The organism is Brevundimonas sp. R86498 (assembly GCF_044598075.1).
Classification (GTDB): Bacteria; Pseudomonadota; Alphaproteobacteria; order Caulobacterales; family Caulobacteraceae; genus Brevundimonas.
Genome location: NZ_CP139004.1, coordinates 21787 through 39234 on the forward strand (window position 1 = coordinate 21787; position 17448 = coordinate 39234).

The 17448-nt window shown below is 67.6% G+C and carries 13 protein-coding genes and 1 tRNA gene; 6 read left to right on the forward strand and 8 right to left on the reverse strand.

What is annotated here, in order from left to right:
• Nucleotides 1-12 precede the first annotated feature (12 nt).
• From SJY26_RS00110 to SJY26_RS00120, 3 genes are read right to left on the reverse strand one after another with little or no spacing between them, the layout of a single operon-like run.
• The gene (locus SJY26_RS00110) at nt 13-846 is read right to left on the reverse strand and encodes an HpcH/HpaI aldolase/citrate lyase family protein (protein ID WP_396594152.1); all 834 of its coding nucleotides are present in this window, start codon (nt 844-846) and stop codon (nt 13-15) included.
• A 2-nt stretch (nt 847-848) separates the two neighbouring features.
• On the reverse strand, nt 849-1526 hold the full coding sequence (locus SJY26_RS00115) for an SDR family NAD(P)-dependent oxidoreductase (RefSeq protein WP_396594153.1): 678 nt from the start codon (nt 1524-1526) through the stop codon (nt 849-851).
• Entirely contained in the window at nt 1523-2062 is a 540-nt protein-coding gene (locus tag SJY26_RS00120; protein ID WP_396594154.1) for a GAF domain-containing protein, read from the reverse strand. The genes SJY26_RS00115 and SJY26_RS00120 overlap by 4 nt, the downstream gene beginning before the upstream one ends.
• A 262-nt stretch (nt 2063-2324) precedes the next feature.
• Between SJY26_RS00120 and SJY26_RS00125 the strand changes: the two genes are divergently transcribed.
• The 3 genes from SJY26_RS00125 (at nt 2325) to SJY26_RS00135 (ending at nt 6341) form a co-directional block, all read left to right on the forward strand.
• The gene (locus SJY26_RS00125; RefSeq protein ID WP_396594155.1) at nt 2325-3785 is read left to right on the forward strand and encodes a tetratricopeptide repeat protein; all 1461 of its coding nucleotides are present in this window, start codon (nt 2325-2327) and stop codon (nt 3783-3785) included.
• A gap of 15 nt (nt 3786-3800) precedes the next feature.
• Nucleotides 3801-5420 (forward strand): hypothetical protein, encoded by a 1620-nt coding sequence (locus SJY26_RS00130; RefSeq protein WP_396594156.1) that lies wholly within the window; start codon nt 3801-3803, stop codon nt 5418-5420.
• Between the two features lie 90 nt (nt 5421-5510).
• Nucleotides 5511-6341: an outer membrane protein gene (locus SJY26_RS00135; RefSeq protein ID WP_396594157.1), complete on the forward strand. Its 831-nt coding sequence runs from the start codon at nt 5511-5513 to the stop codon at nt 6339-6341.
• A 64-nt stretch (nt 6342-6405) separates the two neighbouring features.
• Here the strand turns inward: SJY26_RS00135 and SJY26_RS00140 are convergent.
• Nucleotides 6406-6481 (reverse strand) — tRNA-Ile (locus SJY26_RS00140).
• 190 nt (nt 6482-6671) lie between these two features.
• Here SJY26_RS00140 and SJY26_RS00145 point away from each other — a divergent pair.
• Together SJY26_RS00145 and SJY26_RS00150 are read left to right on the forward strand one after the other, a co-directional pair.
• Complete coding sequence (locus tag SJY26_RS00145) at nt 6672-7415, forward strand: SIMPL domain-containing protein (RefSeq protein WP_396594158.1); 744 nt, start codon at nt 6672-6674, stop codon at nt 7413-7415.
• 100 nt (nt 7416-7515) lie between these two features.
• On the forward strand, nt 7516-8214 hold the full coding sequence (locus SJY26_RS00150; protein WP_396594159.1) for a pirin family protein: 699 nt from the start codon (nt 7516-7518) through the stop codon (nt 8212-8214).
• A 185-nt stretch (nt 8215-8399) separates the two neighbouring features.
• Here SJY26_RS00150 and ppdK read toward each other — a convergent pair whose 3' ends face one another.
• Nucleotides 8400-11078, reverse strand: coding sequence for a pyruvate, phosphate dikinase (gene ppdK, locus SJY26_RS00155; protein WP_396594160.1), 2679 nt, complete (start codon nt 11076-11078; stop codon nt 8400-8402).
• 475 nt (nt 11079-11553) lie between these two features.
• Between ppdK and SJY26_RS00160 the strand changes: the two genes are divergently transcribed.
• Complete coding sequence (locus SJY26_RS00160; protein WP_396594161.1) at nt 11554-11880, forward strand: endonuclease domain-containing protein; 327 nt, start codon at nt 11554-11556, stop codon at nt 11878-11880.
• 72 nt (nt 11881-11952) lie between these two features.
• Here SJY26_RS00160 and SJY26_RS00165 read toward each other — a convergent pair whose 3' ends face one another.
• From SJY26_RS00165 to SJY26_RS00175, 3 genes are all read right to left on the reverse strand, one after another.
• Nucleotides 11953-14034, reverse strand: a complete 2082-nt coding sequence (locus tag SJY26_RS00165) for a catalase (protein WP_396594162.1) — start codon at nt 14032-14034, stop codon at nt 11953-11955.
• A 266-nt stretch (nt 14035-14300) separates the two neighbouring features.
• Nucleotides 14301-16532: a glycine--tRNA ligase subunit beta gene (gene glyS, locus SJY26_RS00170; RefSeq protein ID WP_396594163.1), complete on the reverse strand. Its 2232-nt coding sequence runs from the start codon at nt 16530-16532 to the stop codon at nt 14301-14303.
• The gene (locus SJY26_RS00175; RefSeq protein WP_396594164.1) at nt 16532-17425 is read right to left on the reverse strand and encodes a glycine--tRNA ligase subunit alpha; all 894 of its coding nucleotides are present in this window, start codon (nt 17423-17425) and stop codon (nt 16532-16534) included. Before SJY26_RS00175 ends, glyS begins: the two co-directional genes overlap by 1 nt.
• Nucleotides 17426-17448: the final 23 nt, after the last annotated feature.

Below are 17448 nucleotides of genomic sequence, written 5' to 3' on the forward strand. Positions count from 1 at the left end.
GACCGGGACGCTTTATCGGCAAGCAGCAGCGCGCGCCAGCAGGGCCTTAGCGCGTGTCAGATGAAGCCGTTCCACCATGGCCCCGGACACGCGGATGGCCCCCTGCCCTTCGGCCTCCGGCGCCTCAAAGGCCGCCACGATAGCCTCGGCCTCGGCGACCTCGGCGGCCGTGGGCGAGAAGGCCGCGTGGCAGGCCTCGATCTGGCCGGGATGGATCAGGCTCTTGCCGTCGAAGCCATAAAGCCTGCCCTGGGCGCATTCGGCGACCAGCCCCTCCGCATCGTCCAGCCGGTTGAACACGCCATCGATCGCGGCAAGCCCATGCGCATGCGCTGCGGCGACCGTCAGGGCCAGCCACGGCTTCAACGGCTCCCGGTCCGGGGCCGAGCCCGTACCCAGTGTGGACGCCAGGTCATTGACCCCCAGCATCAAGGCCTTGAGGGATCCACCGGCGCCCGCCACATGGGCCAGCTCGAGTAACCCCCGGGGTGTCTCGATCATCGCGCAGAGGCGCACGCCCTCATCCATCCGGGCGGCATAGGCGTCAACGAGTCCCGGACCCTCGACCTTGGGGGCCACGATCCAGTCCAAAGGCAGGCCGGCCAGCGCCGCCAGATCGGCCTCGCCCCACGGGGTGGTCAGCCCGTTGACCCGGACGCCGACCCGTCCCCGGAAACCACGGGCGCGGATGGCGTCCACGGCGGCCGTGCGGGCGGCGTCCTTCATTTCGGGCGCAACGGCGTCCTCAAGGTCGAGCACCGCGAGATCGCAGGACAGTCCCCTCGCCTTCTCGATCGCGCGCGGATTGGAGGCCGGGAGAAACAGCAGGCTTCGCAGAAGATCCATGATCAGACGCGCCCGGTTACAGGCACCAGCGCCCCCGTCATGGCGCGGGACGCCGGCGAGGCCAGAAACAGGATCACGGCGGCCAGGTCGGACGGGGCAACCCAGTCCGCCGGATTCGCGTCCGGCATGTCGGCCCGGTTCGTCGGGGTGTCGAGGATGGAGGGCAATACGGCGTTGACCGTGACCGTCGTGGACTTCAGCTCGGCGGCCAGCGCCTCGGTGAGGCTGTGGACGGCGGATTTGGACGCGGCATAGGCCCCCATGCCTGCCCCCGCCTTCAGCGCCGCCGCAGACCCGACGTTGACGATCCGCCCCTCAGGCGACGCCTTCAGATGCGGCAGGGCGGCGCGCGAGGCGTTCAGGGCCGTGGTCAGGTTCAGGGCGAACATTCGGTCCCAGGCGGGCTTTGCGTCGTCCATCGTCTGCCAGACAAAGCCGCCAGCGATGTTCAGCAGGCCGTCGATCCGGCCGAATCGCTCAACCACCCGGGCCATGGCGGCGTCAGCGGCAGGAGGATCGGTCAGGTCGACGCCGGAGACCTCAAGGACCTCCGCGCTAAAGGACTCAGCCGCCGCGTGATCGATCACCGCGACATTCAGGCCGTCGGCCACCGCCGCAGCGACAACCGCCTTGCCAAGGACACCGTGGCCACCCGTGACGACAAGAGTGCGCGCGCTCACTGGCCAATCTCCTGCAGCGTATCCCTTGCCGGATCCGGGTGTGTTCCACCGAAAACGCGGCCGAGCAGACGCTCAAGTGCTGCGGCATCGACCGTATCGAACGCCGCCCTGCGGGTCGCATCGACATCAAAAACGGCGATCAACCTGCCGACGGGGTCGAACACCGGAACCACGATCTCGCTCTCGGAGCGGCCATCGCAGGCAATGTGGCCAGGGAAGGCATGGACGTCTTCCACAATCTGGGTCTGCCCGGTTTCAGCCGCTGTGCCGCAAACACCCCGTCCGAAAGCGATTCTCAGGCAACCCAGCGTGCCCTGGTAGGGACCAACCACCAGTTCCCGCTCCCGCGTCGGGTCGACGACGTAGAAGCCGGTCCAGAAATAGTCCTGGAAGGCATCGGCCAGCATCGAGGCGACCGTGGCCATCCGGGCGACACGGTCCGGTTCCCCGTCCAGAACCGCAAGAATTTCGCCTTCCAGTTCCGCGTATCGGGCGGCCTTTTCAGATGGGCGGTCGGATCGGGCGACATAGGACATGGGCAGGGCTCAAGCGAAACAGCAGGCATGGCGATATAGGGCGGGACCGGCCGGATTGCGAAGCGCCAGACGCCTGCCGACGTAGACCGCTGTTTTTCGGCAAGGAAATTGGAACTATCGGCCTCGTGGCGATTGTGCGGCAACGCTTTGTCGCAAATCAGCGTTAACCCTAGCCGGAAGTTCACTGGACCCGAACCCCGGTTTGGGAAATGGTTAACGCGGGGGCCCGGTCTCGGCCGCAGGGGAGTATGGGGTGAAGGGAATGCGCGATCGCGACTTGAGGCATGCCGACCCGCAAGGGCGGGCTTCACTGCGTCTGGCCGCCATTGCCACCGTGTGCGCCTCTGCCGTTGCGGTTTCGGGCTGCAATCAGGCCGACGGGCCGGCCTTCTGGCGACGAGGCGATACCGCCGCTGCCAACGCCTGTCCCCGACCCCAGTCCGTCACCGGATCGGAATTCAACGCCCAGGAGGCTGGCCTGCGCCACCTCCGGCGAGCCGCCTTCCGGGGTGATTTTTTCGCCCAGCTGGAGCTGGGCTCCCGCTACGCCGCCCTTCGGGCGACCGACAAGAATATCGAGGATCCGATCGAGAGCGCGGTCTGGACCGGGATGGCACTCGCCAACGACGAGGGTTACGCCCCGATCAACCGGGTCGATCGCAGCGGCGTCTTCGGTGGCCTTCGATCCGTGTCCCGCTACGACGATTGCCGGGCATGGGAACGCCACGTCGCCTATCAGCGACTGGATTCCCAGCTGTCGCGGATGACGATGGAGGAGCAGGGGCAGGTTCGGGACCGGATCATCTATGTCCTCTCGACCCAGGATGCGGAGGGTTTCCGGACCCTGGCCCGACTGCATGACGCGCTCTACGGCCCGTTCGGCGAGCCCCAGGACAATCAGCAGGCCCGCGAGGCCTGGGGTCGTCGGGCTGGCAACCAGCCGACGCCGCAGCGGGAGGGCTATCCGGCAGCGGTCAGCCTGTTCCCCCGCAACGACGTCGACGCCTATCTGTACAACTACCTCGCGGTCCAGACCGGAGATGTCGGGGCCTACGTCCTGCTGAAGGATTTCGAGCGGTCGTCGCCGTCGCGATCCCGCTACGGAGCCTTTGTCGAGGCCAAGGCACGCCAGTGGGTGCCGCCTTACGAATTCTATCCGAACGAAGCCCCGGCATCCGGTGTGCCGTTCTCGGATGAAAGCCGTCCAAGGGGCGACGCCTACGAGTATGCGCTCGGGCGCATGACCGAGCTCCCCTTCATTCATGTCGGCCGGGCTCTGCGCTATCTGGGTGTGACCGAAACGGTCGCCGAAGCGCCGAATGCGCTTTCCGCCCGCCAGATCCAGACGCTGGAAGCCATGCTGGGTCACAATATGGAGTCGCGCCTGTCCGCCCTCGAGATGGTTCGCGCCATCCAGCTGGCGGCGGTCAACGGGTCCTCGGAAGCCCAGCTTGTGCTGGCGGTGATGTATTCGGAAGGGATTGGCGTGCCACCCGACTACGCCCGCGCCTTCCACTGGTACGCCCAGGCCGACAAACAAGGTTCGCCGGAAGCCAAGTTCGCCATGTCCACCTACTTCGCCCTCGGTGTCGCCGGGGTGGCCGATCAGGACAAGGCGGACGCCGTGGCGCTCCGGATCGATTCAGCGCTGGCCGGCTTCGGCCCGTCGGCCTCGCGCCTGCAGGCCGTCCTGGCCCAGGTATCCCGTTCGCAGCGCCGCTAAGGAGGAGACGGAACCATGAAGACGCTCAACCTCGCCGTCCCCGCGCTCAGCCTTGTCGCGGCGCTGACCATTCTGCCACCCCCGGCTGTGGCCCAGACGGCTGCGCGGGTTGAAAGCCAGACCCGCCCGAATTTCGGCGTCCTGCTGGATCCGCCGGCCAGCCAGCGGGCGCGGCCGTACCGGGCCCATGGATGGTCATCGCGCTGGCGGCCCCACAACCGTGGGCCCGTTCGCCCGCATTTTCCGATTCCGGGCGGCGAAGAGGTCGTGCTGGTCGACTGCGGGGGCAATCCGGGCTCAGGCGCGGTTGAGGCGGCGGTCAGGCGCTTGCGCCCGGGTGGCTCACTGATCCTGCGCTCAACCGCCGGCGCCTGCGTCGGCCTGCTGCGAATCGACAAACCCCTGACGGTCATCGGCGACGCCGGCCTTGATCCACGCAACTGGGACCGGAATGCAGCCCCGACGCTCCAGGCTCCGGACGGGGCACCTTGCGTCGTTGTTTCTCCGGGCGTGCGGGTGACTTTTCGGGATGTCGTGTTCGCCGCTCCCCGGGCCGGAGATTCGGCCTGTCTGGTCGGCTATGACTTTGAAATCCTCCTGAACCGGGTCAGCATCCGCTACGCGGGCGACGGTCCCGCCATCTTCGCCGAGGGCGGTCTGCTGGATATGCGCGACGTGGAGGTGGATGCCGACACGGTTTCTCCCGGAATCGTCGCGGACCGGGCCAGCGTAACGGCCGATGAACTGTGGGTGTCCGACGCCGTCTCCGGCATGGAAATCACGGCGGGGGACGGGCCGATTTCGCGCCTGAACCGCGTCCGTCTGGTCGGCGCCAACCAGCAATCCTCCTTCGGGCCGAGACCGGTCGGACTGAGCATTCTCGCCAGCCGGCAGCAGGATCTGGTCGAGGTCACCAACAGCAAGATCTGCGGCTATCCGGACGGCGTGATTCTGGAAGGGGCAAAGTTCCGGATTGATCGCAGCCGGATTTGCGGGACGATCCAGGCCGTGACCGTGCACGGCGGTGACGCCCTGATCGAGAACTCGCGGATCGTGGCGAGCGAGACCGGTGTCTTTGCCGACGCCGGCACGGTGACCCTCAGGGGCAATGTGTTCGCCGGCGGCCGCGAGACCGTCTCCACCCGTCGCAACGGCGTCATCAACGCCGAGAACAACCATCTGTGGACCAGCGATCGACGCTGCGCTCCCGGCTTCCGCCCGGTGTACGGCAACCGCTATGTGCCCGTCTGGAACGGACCGCGTGAGTACTATACGGGCGGAGACCCCTTTGACCGGGATGGCGGCTTCGTCTGTCACAACACCCCCTATCCCCGACTGTGGTGGGAACAGGACGAACGCGAACTGGGGATTGCCTATGACGCCCGCGTTTCGCTGCCCGAGGCCTGGTACAATTTCGAGCGTGGACGGGGCTGGTACGACTGCCGCGGCCGCTATGTGAACAACACCCGGTATTTCGACAATGACCGCTGGCGTCGTGGGTCGCTCGGCTTTGACCGCGACTGCCGCCGTCCCCGGGACTACCGGCATGGCAACGTCGACATCGACGTCAACATCTACGCACGGGTCAACGAGTACGACATCGACTTCGGCGGGCGTTACGCCATCGGCGACTGACGACGGCGGGCGTCGTCGGCGTCCGCGAGGCCCTCTCGCGCGTATCTGTCCTCATCTGGCCTCCCCCCGGGCCGTTTGAAGGAAGATACGATGACCAAGACCCTCGCCGCCCTCGGCGTCTCCGTTCTGGCGCTGGCCGCTGCCGCGCCTGCCGCCGCCCAGGATTGGCAGGGCCCTTATCTGGGTGGCTTCACCGGCTATGTCGCGCCCGCGCAGCAGGATGACGAGACCATCCTGTTCGACACCAATCTGGACGGCAGCTTCGGAGACACCGTCCGCACAACGGCCGGTGCCGATGCCTTCTCGCCGGGCTTCTGCGGCGGCAACCCGCGCGGCAACAATGCCGCAGCCGGCTGCAGCGAGGACGATGACGGTGCGGGCGAGGTCGGTCTGCGGGCGGGCTACGACCTGCAGTTCGGTTCGTGGGTCGTCGGTGGCGTGGCCGATCTGGGCCTGACCAATGTCGAGGACGCGGTCACGGGCTTCTCGACCACCCCCGCCAGCTACACCTTCGAGCGCGAGATCAAGGGCATGGCGGCGGCCCGTCTTCGCGTTGGTTATGCCATGGGCCGGTATCTGCCGTATGTCACCGCCGGCTATGCGCTGGCCGATGTCGAGGACACCTATGTCAGCTCGAACGTCGCCAACAGCTTCACCCCGGTGCGACGCGACACGGATGCCGACGGCTACCAGCTGGGGGCCGGCATCGAGACGCGCCTGACGGACAGCGTCACCGTGGGGATCGAGTACCTGTACTCGGATCTGGAAGCGGGCGACCCGACGGTCGTGCGCACGGGCCAGGGCTCGGCCCCGGCGACCAATCCGTTCCTGCTGGTCAATGCCGCAGGCACCGACCAGATCCGGTCGAGTGACCAGATCGAGTTGCATGCCTTCCGGCTGACGGCGGCCGTCCGGTTCTAGAACCAGCCCTCGGCGATGATAGCACGGCCCGGTCCCGCGAGGGGTCGGGCCGTCTTGCCGGGGATGGTAGGCGCGGAGGGACTCGAACCCCCAACCAGACCGTTATGAGCGGTCGGCTCTAACCATTGAGCTACGCGCCCCCGAAGGCGGACGAACGGCCTAGCAGGGGTCGAGCGACGGCGGAAGCCGGTCCCTGTCGGCGAATTCATGGCGATGAACGGTTCCTGCCAAGCGGAACCGGGCCGGCGTTCAGCCGCTCAGCGTCACTGTACTGCCATGGCCCGCGTGGAAAACGGGGGTCGTTCCACTGTCGTCTTCATGAGGCTGTCCATGACCCGCTCCCTTCCCGCCCTGATGCTGGGTGCCGCCCTTGTCGGCCTGTCTGCGCCCGCTGCCCTCGCCCAGGTGGCCCCGCCGCCGATGCAGGTCCACGCCATGGCCCAGCAGCCCGCGCTGAACCTGTCGGCCTCTGGCGAGGTCAAGGTCGCGCCGGACATGGCGACCATCACCTTTGGCGTCACGACCGAGGCCCCGACGGCCCAGGCCGCCATGGCCGACAATGCCCGGCGGATGACCGAGGTCTTCGCCGCCCTTCGCCGCGCCGGCATCAACGAGCGCGACATCCAGACTTCGGGCCTGAACCTGTCGGCCCAGTATGACTATGTCGAGAACCAGCCGCCGCGCCTGCGGGGCTATCAGGCTTCCAACCGGGTGACGGTGGGGATCATGGACCTGACCCGCGTGGGCACGACGGCGGATGCCGTGGTGGCGGCGGGCGTCAACCAGATCGATGGCATCGCCTTCGGCCTGAAGGACCCCAAGGTGGCCGAGGATCAGGCCCGGCGCTTGGCCGTGCGGGCCCTGCAGGACAAGGCGCGGCTGTATGCCGAGGCCCTGGGCGTTCAGCTGGGCGCGATCCGGTCGCTGAACGAGGGCGGAGGCTACCAGCCCCAGCCGCCGATGCCGGTCTATGCCATGGCGCGCATGGAGGCCGATTCGGGCTCTACCCCCGTCGCGGGGGGTCAGATGACGGTGCGGATCGACATCACCGGCACCTACGATCTGGGCCGGTAGGGCATAATCGCCACCAGAACAGTTGCGGTTCTGGTGGCGCTCCCTATGTTATCGTCCGAGCAACAGCGCGGCGGGATGGCCCGCCGCCGGAGTGACGACGATGATCGAGCGCAGACCGTTCGACAGCCTGGGTGGTGCCAACCACGGCTGGCTGAATGCCAAACACCATTTCTCCTTCGCCAACTACTACGATCCCAAGCGCATGAGCTGGGGCAATCTGAGAGTCTGGAATGACGACGAGATCGCCGCAGGCTCGGGGTTTCCGCCCCACCCGCATTCGGACATGGAGATCATCACCTATGTCCGCGAGGGGGCGATCACCCATGAGGACAGCCTGGGCAACAAGGGCCGGACCGAGGCGGGTGACGTCCAGGTGATGAGCGCCGGCACGGGCATCCGCCACGCCGAATACAATGCCGAGCCCACCCTGACCCGGATCTTCCAGATCTGGATCGAGCCGACCCGGCGCGGCGAGAAGCCCGCCTGGGGGGCCAAGCCCTTCCCGAAGGGCGACCGGGCCGGACAGTTCGTGGTCCTGGCCTCGGGCTTCGAGGGTGACACCGACGCCCTGCCGATCCGTACCGATGCGCGGGTCGTGGGGGCGACGCTGAAAGCCGGCGAGAGCGCCACCTATCCGCTGGGCGCGACGCGTCGTGGCTATCTGGTGCCGGCCATCGGCGAGGTCGAGGTCAATGGCGTCCGTCTGAACGCCCGCGACGGGGCCGCCATCACGGGTGAGGACACCCTCACGGTCACCGCCGTGAACGACGCCGAAATCGTGCTGGTCGACGCGGCCTGATCAACGAGCCCTTCCCCCGCTTGCGGGGGAAAGCGGTCCGTCTTCGAGCGAAGCTCGAACAGGACCGATGGGGGGGGTTTTCCCGTCGCCGGGCATGCAGGGACTTCCCCCATCGTCACGCGTCTCGCTGCGCTCGACGACGTGACACTTCCCCCGCCAAGTGCGGGGGAAGGCCTGGTGGTTCCTTACCGGTCCTTCTCCCGCTCGCCGCTCAGGGCCGCCTGGGCGGCGGCAAGGCGGGCGATGGGGACGCGGTAGGGGCTGCAGCTGACGTAGGCGAGGCCCACCTGTTCGCAAAAGGCGATCGAGGCGGGGTCGCCGCCGTGTTCGCCGCAGATGCCCATCTTGATGTCCGGACGGACCGCCCCGCCCCGCTCGGCGGCGATGCGGATCAGGTCGCCGACGCCTTCCTGGTCCAGACGGACGAAGGGGTCGGTCTCGAAGATGCCCTTGTCCATATAGGCCTGCAGGAATCGGCCGGAGTCGTCGCGGCTGATGCCGAAGGTGGTCTGGGTCAGGTCATTGGTGCCGAAGGAGAAGAACTCGGCATGCTCGGCCAGGTCGCCGGCGCGCAGGGCGGCGCGGGGCAGTTCGATCATGGTGCCGACGAGGTAGTCGACGCGGTCGCCGGCCTTGTCGAAGACGTCCTTCGCCACCCGGTCGGTCAGCTCGCGCAGATATTTCATCTCCAGACCCATGGCGACCAGGGGGTGCATGATCTCGGGGATGGGGGCCTCGGTGGCGGTCTTCTTCACCTCCAGCGCGGCCTCCAGAATGGCGCGCACCTGCATCTCGTAGATCTCGGGATAGGCGACGCCCAGCCGGCAGCCGCGGTGGCCCAGCATGGGGTTGGTCTCGTGCAGCTCTTTCGCCCGGCGCTTCAGCTTGGCGGCGTCGATGCCGGAGGTGGCCGCGAGCGCATCGATGTCCTCGTCGGTGTGGGGGATGAATTCGTGCAGCGGCGGGTCCAGCAGGCGCACCGTGACCGGCAGGCCGGCCATGATGGTGAACAGCTCGACGAAGTCCGACTTCTGGAACGGCTCGATCTTCGCCAGCGCCAGACGGCGGCCGGCCTCGTCGTCAGCGAGGATCATCTCGCGCACGGCGGCGATCCGGGCCTCGTCGAAGAACATGTGCTCGGTGCGGCACAGGCCGATGCCCTCGGCCCCGAAGCCGCGCGCGGTGCGGGCGTCCAGCGGAGTCTCGGCATTGGCGCGCACGCGCAGCCGGCGGACCTTGTCGGCCCAGGCCATCAGGGTCTGGAAGTCGCCGGTCAGCTCGGGCTCGATCATGGCCACGGCGCCGTCCAGCACCTCGCCCTTCGAGCCGTCGATGGTGATGACCTCGCCGGCCCGGAAGGTGCGGCCCCGGGCGGTGAAGGTCTGGGCCTTCTCGTCGATGTGGATTTCGCCCGCGCCGGAGACGCAGGGCCGGCCCATGCCGCGCGCGACGACCGCCGCGTGGCTGGTCATGCCGCCCCGCGCCGTGACGATGCCGCGGGCGGCGTGCATGCCGTGGATGTCCTCCGGAGAGGTCTCCTCGCGCACCAGAATCACGGCGTCGCCCAGCTGGTTCAGCCGCTCGGCCTCGTCGGCGTCGAAACAGACCTTGCCGGTCGCAGCGCCCGGGCTGGCCGGCAGGCCGGCGGCGACCACGGTGCGCGTCGCGTTCGGGTCCAGGGTCGGGTGCAGCAGCTGGTCCAGCGCTGAGGGCTCGACGCGGCTGATGGCCTCTTCCTCGGAGATCACCCCTTCGGCGGCGAGGTCGACGGCGATCTTGAGCGCCGACTTGGCGGTGCGCTTGCCGTTGCGGGTCTGGAGCATCCAGAGCCGGCCCTGTTCGACCGTGAACTCGATGTCCTGCATGTCGCGGTAGTGGCGCTCCAGCGTGCCGACGACGTCGACGAACTGGGCGAAGACGGGGGGCATGGCCTCTTCCATCGAGGGGGCGGTCTCGCCCATCTCCTCGCGGCCGGCCCGGGTCAGGGACTGGGGCGTGCGGATGCCGGCGACCACGTCTTCCCCTTGCGCATTGATCAGGAACTCGCCGTACAGGCGCGATTCGCCGGTCGAGGGGTTGCGGGTGAAGGCGACGCCCGTGGCCGAGGTCTCGCCCATGTTGCCGAACACCATCGACTGGATGTTCACGGCCGTGCCCCAGCTTTCCGGGATGTCGTGCATGCGGCGATAGAATTTGGCCCGGTCGTTCATCCAGCTGGCGAAGACGGCCGCGACCGCGCCCCACAGCTGTTCATGCGGATCCTGGGGGAAGGGGTGGCCCAGCTCGCGCTCGACCACGGTCTTGTACTCGGCGACGACCTTTTCCCAGTCGGCGGCCGACAGGTCGGTGTCGATGGTGACGCCCAGACGGTCCTTGTGATCGTCCAGCACCTCCTCGAAATCGTCGTGGCTGAGGCCGAGCACCACATTGGAATACATGGTGATGAAGCGGCGGTAGCTGTCGAAGGCGAAACGTCGATCGCCGCTGAGTTTGGCCAGGCCCTCGACGGTCTGGTCGTTGAGGCCCAGGTTCAGGACGGTGTCCATCATGCCGGGCATCGAGGCGCGGGCACCGGAGCGGACGGAGACCAGCAGGGGATTGGCGGCGTCGCCGAAGGTCTTGCCGACCACGGCCTCGACCTTTTGCAGGCCCGCGGCGACCTGGTCGCGCAGGCCGTCGGGCCAGGACTGGCCGTTGGAATAATAGTGGACGCAGGCCTCGGTGGTGATGGTGAAGCCCGGCGGCACCGGCAGGCCCAGGGACGACATCTCGGCGAGGTTCGCCCCCTTGCCGCCGAGCAGATTCTTCATCGACGCATCGCCGTCGGCGGACCCGCCGCCGAAGCCGTACACCCACTGAGCCATCGGTATCCCCTGAGTTTTTATGTGCTGGCGGGTAGGCCCCGCTCGGTTGGCCCCTGACTAGCGTGCTGCGACCGCGAAGGCGAGGCCGGGCTGTAACAAAGGGTGATCCTGTGTTTCGGTTCCCGGCAGGGGCAGGTGATTTGCCGGCCTTGGAAACAGTGTCCGGATGGTCCGGATGGTCCGGACGGGTGATGCAAAAACAGAGTCCGTTGAGTCCGCTGAGTCCGGATGGCGGCGATCCGGACGGGCCACAGCTCGCACCCTGACACGCTGATGCGTCAGAATCGGTCGTACGTGCGTCAAGAGCCCCTCCGTCAGCTCGCAAGGGCTCGCTGCCACCTCCCCATGCTTCGCACGGGGAGGAGACGGCGGTATTGTCTCCTCCCCGTCCCGAAGGGATGGGGAGGTGGCTGGGAGCGAAGCGGAGAGACGGAGGGGTTCTTTGCGTACGCAGGGGTCTGTCAGCCGCGCGCGCGTGCTTCGCCGCACGCTGACGCCGCCTGAGGCGAGGCTGTGGGTCCATCTGCGTGGACGCCAGCTCGGCGGACTGAAGTTTCGCCGCCAGCATCCCGTAGGAGCCTATGTGCTCGACTTCTATTGCGCTGAGGCCCGGCTGGCCGTCGAGGTGGATGGGCAGATGCATGCCGAGGCGGATCGGGCTGAGCACGACCTCCGGCGGACGAGTTGGCTGGAGGCCCAGGACATCGCGGTGCTGAGAATCGTGGCCGAGGATGTCCGGGTCACTCTTGACGGGGTGCTGGAGGTGATCAGGACCACAGCGGAGGCGAGGGTGCGGGACTAAGAGCCCCTCCGTCTCTCCGCTGCGCTCCGAGCCACCTCCCCATCCCTTCGGGACGGGGAGGAGACGCGAGGGTTACGCCAGCATGCGGACCTTGCGTTCGCGGTCCCATTGGCGCGTGGCGGCCTGGGCGAGCCAGGCCTTGGGGGACTTGTCGAGCGACACGACGCCGTCGTCGGCCTCGATCCCGGCCTTGTCCAGCAGGGGCTGGGCCTCCGTGGTGAAGCCGATCGCCTTGAGGTGACCGAAGGCGTCGCGGACGAAGTCGATCGCGGCGGCCTCGCCCAGCAGCTGGGCCGCCCCGCCGCCGGACAGGACCACGGCGACCGCATCGAACAGCACCGACGGCGCGCCCGCCAGCTGGCGGTCGGCCTTCAGGATGGTCTCGTCCTCCAGTTCGGCACCGCCGACCTTGGGGGCGATGATCTGGACCGTGGCCCCCGCCCCTTCCGCCGCCGCGCGGACCGCCTCGACGATGGCCCCGTCCGATCCGTCGGCGACGAGAATGCCGACGAGGCGGCCCTCCAAAGTCTCGGGATATTTGCCCACGATCCGCAGGGCCGGGCTGTCCTCCATGTCGAACGGCTCGGACGCGGCCGCGGACGGCGCGGGCAGGTCCATGTTCAGGCCGTCGGCCACGCGCTGGGCCAGACCGTCGTCGACGTTCTGGAGATTGGCCAGGACGCGCAGGCGAACATGCTCCAGCGTCACCTTGGACAGTTCGAACACCAGGGCGGTGGCGAGGTGGGCCTGTTCGATCGGGCTCTGCGAGCGGAAGAACAGCCGCGCCTGCGAATAGTGGTCGGCGAAGGTCTCGGCGCGGATGCGGACCTTGGTGCCCTCGACCGGCTGTTCGAACGAGCGGAACCCGCCCTTCGGATCCTCGCGCGGACCGCCCGCCTCCCCGGCCTCAGCCAGGCTGTTGGGCTCGTAGTTGGCGCGGCCCTTCGGCACCGCCATCTGCATCTGGCCGTCGCGCTGCAGGTTCTGGAACGGGCAGCCCTTCGCCTGGTTGATCGGGATCTGGTGGAAGTTGACGGTGCCCAGACGCGACAGCTGGGTGTCCTGGTACGAGAACAGCCGGCCCTGCAGCAGGGGGTCTTCCGAGAAGTCGATGCCCGGCGGGATGTTGGTCGGCAGGAAGGCGACCTGTTCGGTCTCGGCGAAGAAATTGTCCGGGTTGCGGTTCAGCGTCATCTTGCCGACGACGCGGATGGGATAAAGCTCCTCGGGGATCAGCTTGGTCGCGTCCAGCACGTCGAACGGCAGGGCGTCGGCCTCGTCCTGGGTCAGCAGCTGGACCCCGAAATCCCACTCGGGGAAGTCACCGTTATCGATGGCCTCGAACAGGTCGCGGCGGTGATAGTCGGGATCGGCACCGGCGATCTTGACCGCCTCGTCCCAGCAGGTCGACTGGGTGCCCAGCCGCGGCCGCCAGTGGAACTTCACCAAGGTCGCCTCGCCGGCGGCATTGATCAGGCGGAACGTGTTGACGCCAAAGCCCTCCATCATCCGGTAGGACCGGGGAATGGTGCGATCCGACATCTGCCACATGACCATGTGGGTGGCTTCGGGCATCAGGCCGATGAAGTCCCAGAAGGTGTCGTGGGCGCTGGCTGCCTGGGGATAGCCGCGGTCGGCCTCCATCTTCACCGAATGGATCAGGTCGGGGAACTTGATCGCGTCCTGGATGAAGAAGACCGGGATGTTGTTGCCGACGAGGTCCCAGTTGCCTTCCGTCGTGTACATCTTGACCGCGAAGCCGCGCACGTCGCGGGGGGTGTCGACCGACCCGGCACCGCCGGCGACGGTCGAAAAGCGGGTGAACAGCTCGGTCTGTTTGCCGACCTCGGTCAGGATCTTCGCCGTGGTGTAGTCGGCCAGGCTCTCTGTCAGTTCGAACACGCCGTGGGCGGCCGAGCCGCGGGCGTGGACGATCCGCTCGGGGATCCGCTCATGATCGAAATGCTGGATCTTCTCGCGCAGGACGAAGTCTTCCAGCAGGTGCGGCCCACGCGGTCCGGCCGACAGGGTGTTCTGGTTGTCGCTGACGGGGACGCCGTGGTTGGTGGTCAGCCGGGTTTCCGGCGTCGAGGCGGTCTGGTGCAGTTCGCCGGCATTGCCGGGGGTCGTGGTCGAGGCGGGGCGCTTGGCCATGGGGGAGGTCCTGACTGCGGGGGATTGCGGTCGGAACGCACCGGGAGGCCCCGGGTCTCAGCTTGGCGGTGGGAAAGACGGCTGTGTCTGGTGGGGGACTTAAGATCCTTCTCCCCTTGCGGGAGAAGGTGCCCCGGAGGGGCGGATGAGGGGTCACGCTGACGTCGAACGTCTGCGTTGTGTTCACCCGATCTGGCCGCCGGTGTGACCCCTCATCCGTCAGCCTTCGGCTGCCACCTTCTCCCGCAAGGGGAGAAGGACGTTGGTTACCCCGCCACCTGGCCGAAGTCGGCGACCTGGCCCATGACGTCGCGGACCTGGCCGAGGAGTTTCAGGCGGTTGTCGCGTTCCCCGGCGTCGTCGGAGTTGACGAGGACGTCGGTGAAGAAGGCGTCGACCGGCGCGCGCAGGGCGGCCAGCGCCGTCATGGCGGCGGCGAAATCCTCGGCGGCCAGGGCCGTCTCCACCGCCGTGCGGGCGGCGTCGGCGGCGAAGGCAAGGCGGGTCTCGGCCTCGGGCTGGTTGGGCAGGCCGGTCTGGACCATGCCGGTGGGGATTTCGCCCTTCTTGGCCTCGGCCTTCAGGATGTTGGAGGCGCGCTTGTAGCCGGCCAGCAGGTTGGCGCCGTCGTCGGTGGCGAGGAAGGCGTCGAGGGCTTCCACCCGGCGGACGATGCGGACGAGGTCGTCGTCGCCGAGGGCAAAGACGGCGTCGACGAGGTCGTGGCGTTTGCCCTGATCGCGGAGGAGGACCTTCAGACGGTCGGCGAAGAAGGCGATGATCTCTGGCGTGACTTCAGACCCGCCCTTGCCAAGCGCGCCCGCCGGCTGCTCCGCAGCGATGAAGCTCGTCCAACGGACCATTTGCTTCAAACTGGAAAGCGGCAACCGCGTACCGCTTTCCAGCACCAGCCGGATCACCCCCAGCGCAGCCCGCCTCAGCGCGAACGGGTCCTTCGAGCCCGTGGGCTTCTCGTCGATGGCGAAGAAGCCGACGAGGGTGTCGAGCTTGTCGGCGAGGGCGACGGCGACCGACAGGGGCGCGGTCGGGACCGTGTCGGCCGGGCCCTGCGGCTTGTAGTGGTCGCGGACGGCGTCGGCGATGGCGTCCGCACTTCCCTCTCTGTCCCTGGTCGCCTGCGGCGACGCCGGGACATCTCTCCCGCGAGCGGGAGAGAGACTGGACGCGCTCAGCCCTTCCCCCGCTTGCGGGGGAAAGCGGTCCGTCGGCGAGCGAAGCGAGGCCAGGACCGATGGGGGAAGTGCGCGCGCGTAATAGCCGCCCATGATGCCCTGCAGTTCCGGAAACTCCCCGACCATGGCGGAGGCCAGATCGGCCTTGGACAGGCGGGCGGCGGTTTCGGCCTGATCGGGGTCGGCGCCGACGAGGGGGGCGATCTCGCGGGCGAGGGCGGCGATACGGTCGACGCGCTCGGCCATCGTGCCCAGCTTGGCGTGGAAGGTGACGCCCTTCAGTTTTTCATTCCAGGCGTCGAAGCCGGTCTTGCGGTCCTCGTCCCAGAAGAAGCGGGCGTCGTTCAGGCGGGCGGACAGGACGCGGCTGTTGCCGGCGGCCAGGGTGCGATTTTGATCGCTTGTTTCCACGTTCGCCACGACGACGAAGTTCGGAGCCAGCTTCCCGGTCTTTGGATCGCTGACTGCGAAGTATTTCTGATGCACCTTCATCGACAGCCGGATCACCTCAGGCGGCAGATCGAGGAAGGCGGGGTCCATGTCGCCGACGGTCGGAACCGGGAACTCAACCAGCCCGGCAACCTCCTCGGCCAAGCCTTCGTCCTCGACGAGTTCGAGGCCCAGCATCGCGCAGTTCGCCCTCCCGACGGAGAGGATGTCGGCCTTCCGCTTCTCGCGGTCGATCTCGACGAAGCGTTGGGCAAGGCCTTCACGATAGCTGTCGAAGTCACGCACCTGGAACGGGCCGGGATCGACACCTTCGCGAGTCATGAACCGGTGGCCTTCGGTCATGTCGCCGCTCTGGATGCCGTCGATCTCGAACGGCACGACGGCACCATCGAACAAGCAAACGATCCGCTTCAGCGGGCGCACCCAGCGCAGGGTGCCGGAACCCCAGCGCATCGACTTGGGCCAGGGGAAGGCGCGGATGACGGCATCGACGGTCTCGGCGATCACGGTCGGCGTCGGGCGGCCGGCCTCGTTGATCACGGCAAACAGGACGCCGTCGCGTTCGGTCAGCCGGTCGCGCGTCAGGCCGGTCTTGCGCAGGAAGCCCTCCAGCGCCTGTTCCGGGGCGTTGGCGCGGGGGCCCTTCAGCTCTTCCGAGCGATCGGGGGTGGCGGCGGGCAGGCCCTCGATCACCAGGGTCAGGCGGCGCGGGCCGGCATAGGTGGTCAGGGCGTCCCAGCTAAGGCCAGCGGCCTTCAGACGCTCGGACGCCATGCGCTCCAGATCGCGCGCGGCCCCGGCCTGCATGCGGGCGGGGATTTCTTCGGAGAACAGTTCGAGGAGGAGTTGGGGCATCAGGCGGTTTTGCGCTCTTGTTCGACGTAGGCGACCGCACAGGCCTTACACAGGTCCCGGATGCGGCCGATGTAGCTCTGGCGTTCGGCGACGGCGATGGCACCGCGGGCGTCCATCAGGTTGAACAGGTGGCTGGCCTTCAGGACCTGGTCATAGGCAGGCAGGACCAGTGGCTGGCCCTGGGGGCCCGTCATGGCGAGCAGGCGCGAGACCTCGGCCACCATGTCCTCGAAGCGGCGCTTCAGGCCCTCGACGTCATAGCCGTGGAAGTTGGCTTCCGACTGCTGGCGTTCGTTCTCGAGGAAGATCTCGCCGTAGGTCAGGCCTTCCTTGGTGAACTTCAGATCGTAGACGTTGTCGACGCCCTGGACATACATGGCCAGACGCTCCAGCCCGTAGGTCAGCTCGCCCGAGACGATATCGACCTCGAGGCCGCCGACGCCCTGGAAATAGGTGAACTGGGTCACCTCCATGCCGTCGCACCAGACTTCCCAGCCCAGACCCCAGGCCCCGACGGTGGGGTTTTCCCAGTCGTCCTCGACGAAACGGATGTCGTGCAGGGCCGGATCGACGCCGATGGCGCGGAGTGACCCGAGATAGAGCTCCTGCAGGTTGTCCGGGTTGGGCTTCAGGATGACCTGGAACTGGTAATAGTGCTGGAGCCGGTTGGGGTTCTCGCCATAGCGGCCGTCGCCGGGGCGGCGGCTGGGCTGGACATAGGCGGCCTTCCAAGGCTTCGGCCCAAGCGCCCGCAGCACGGTGGCCGGGTGCAGGGTGCCGGCCCCGACCTCGATGTCATAGGGCTGGAGAATGGCGCAGCCCTGATCGCCCCAGTAGCGCTGGAGCGTGAGGATCAGGTCCTGGAAGGCGAGCGGTTCGGTGTGTGCGGCCAACGGTCAGTCTTCGGGCAAGAGAA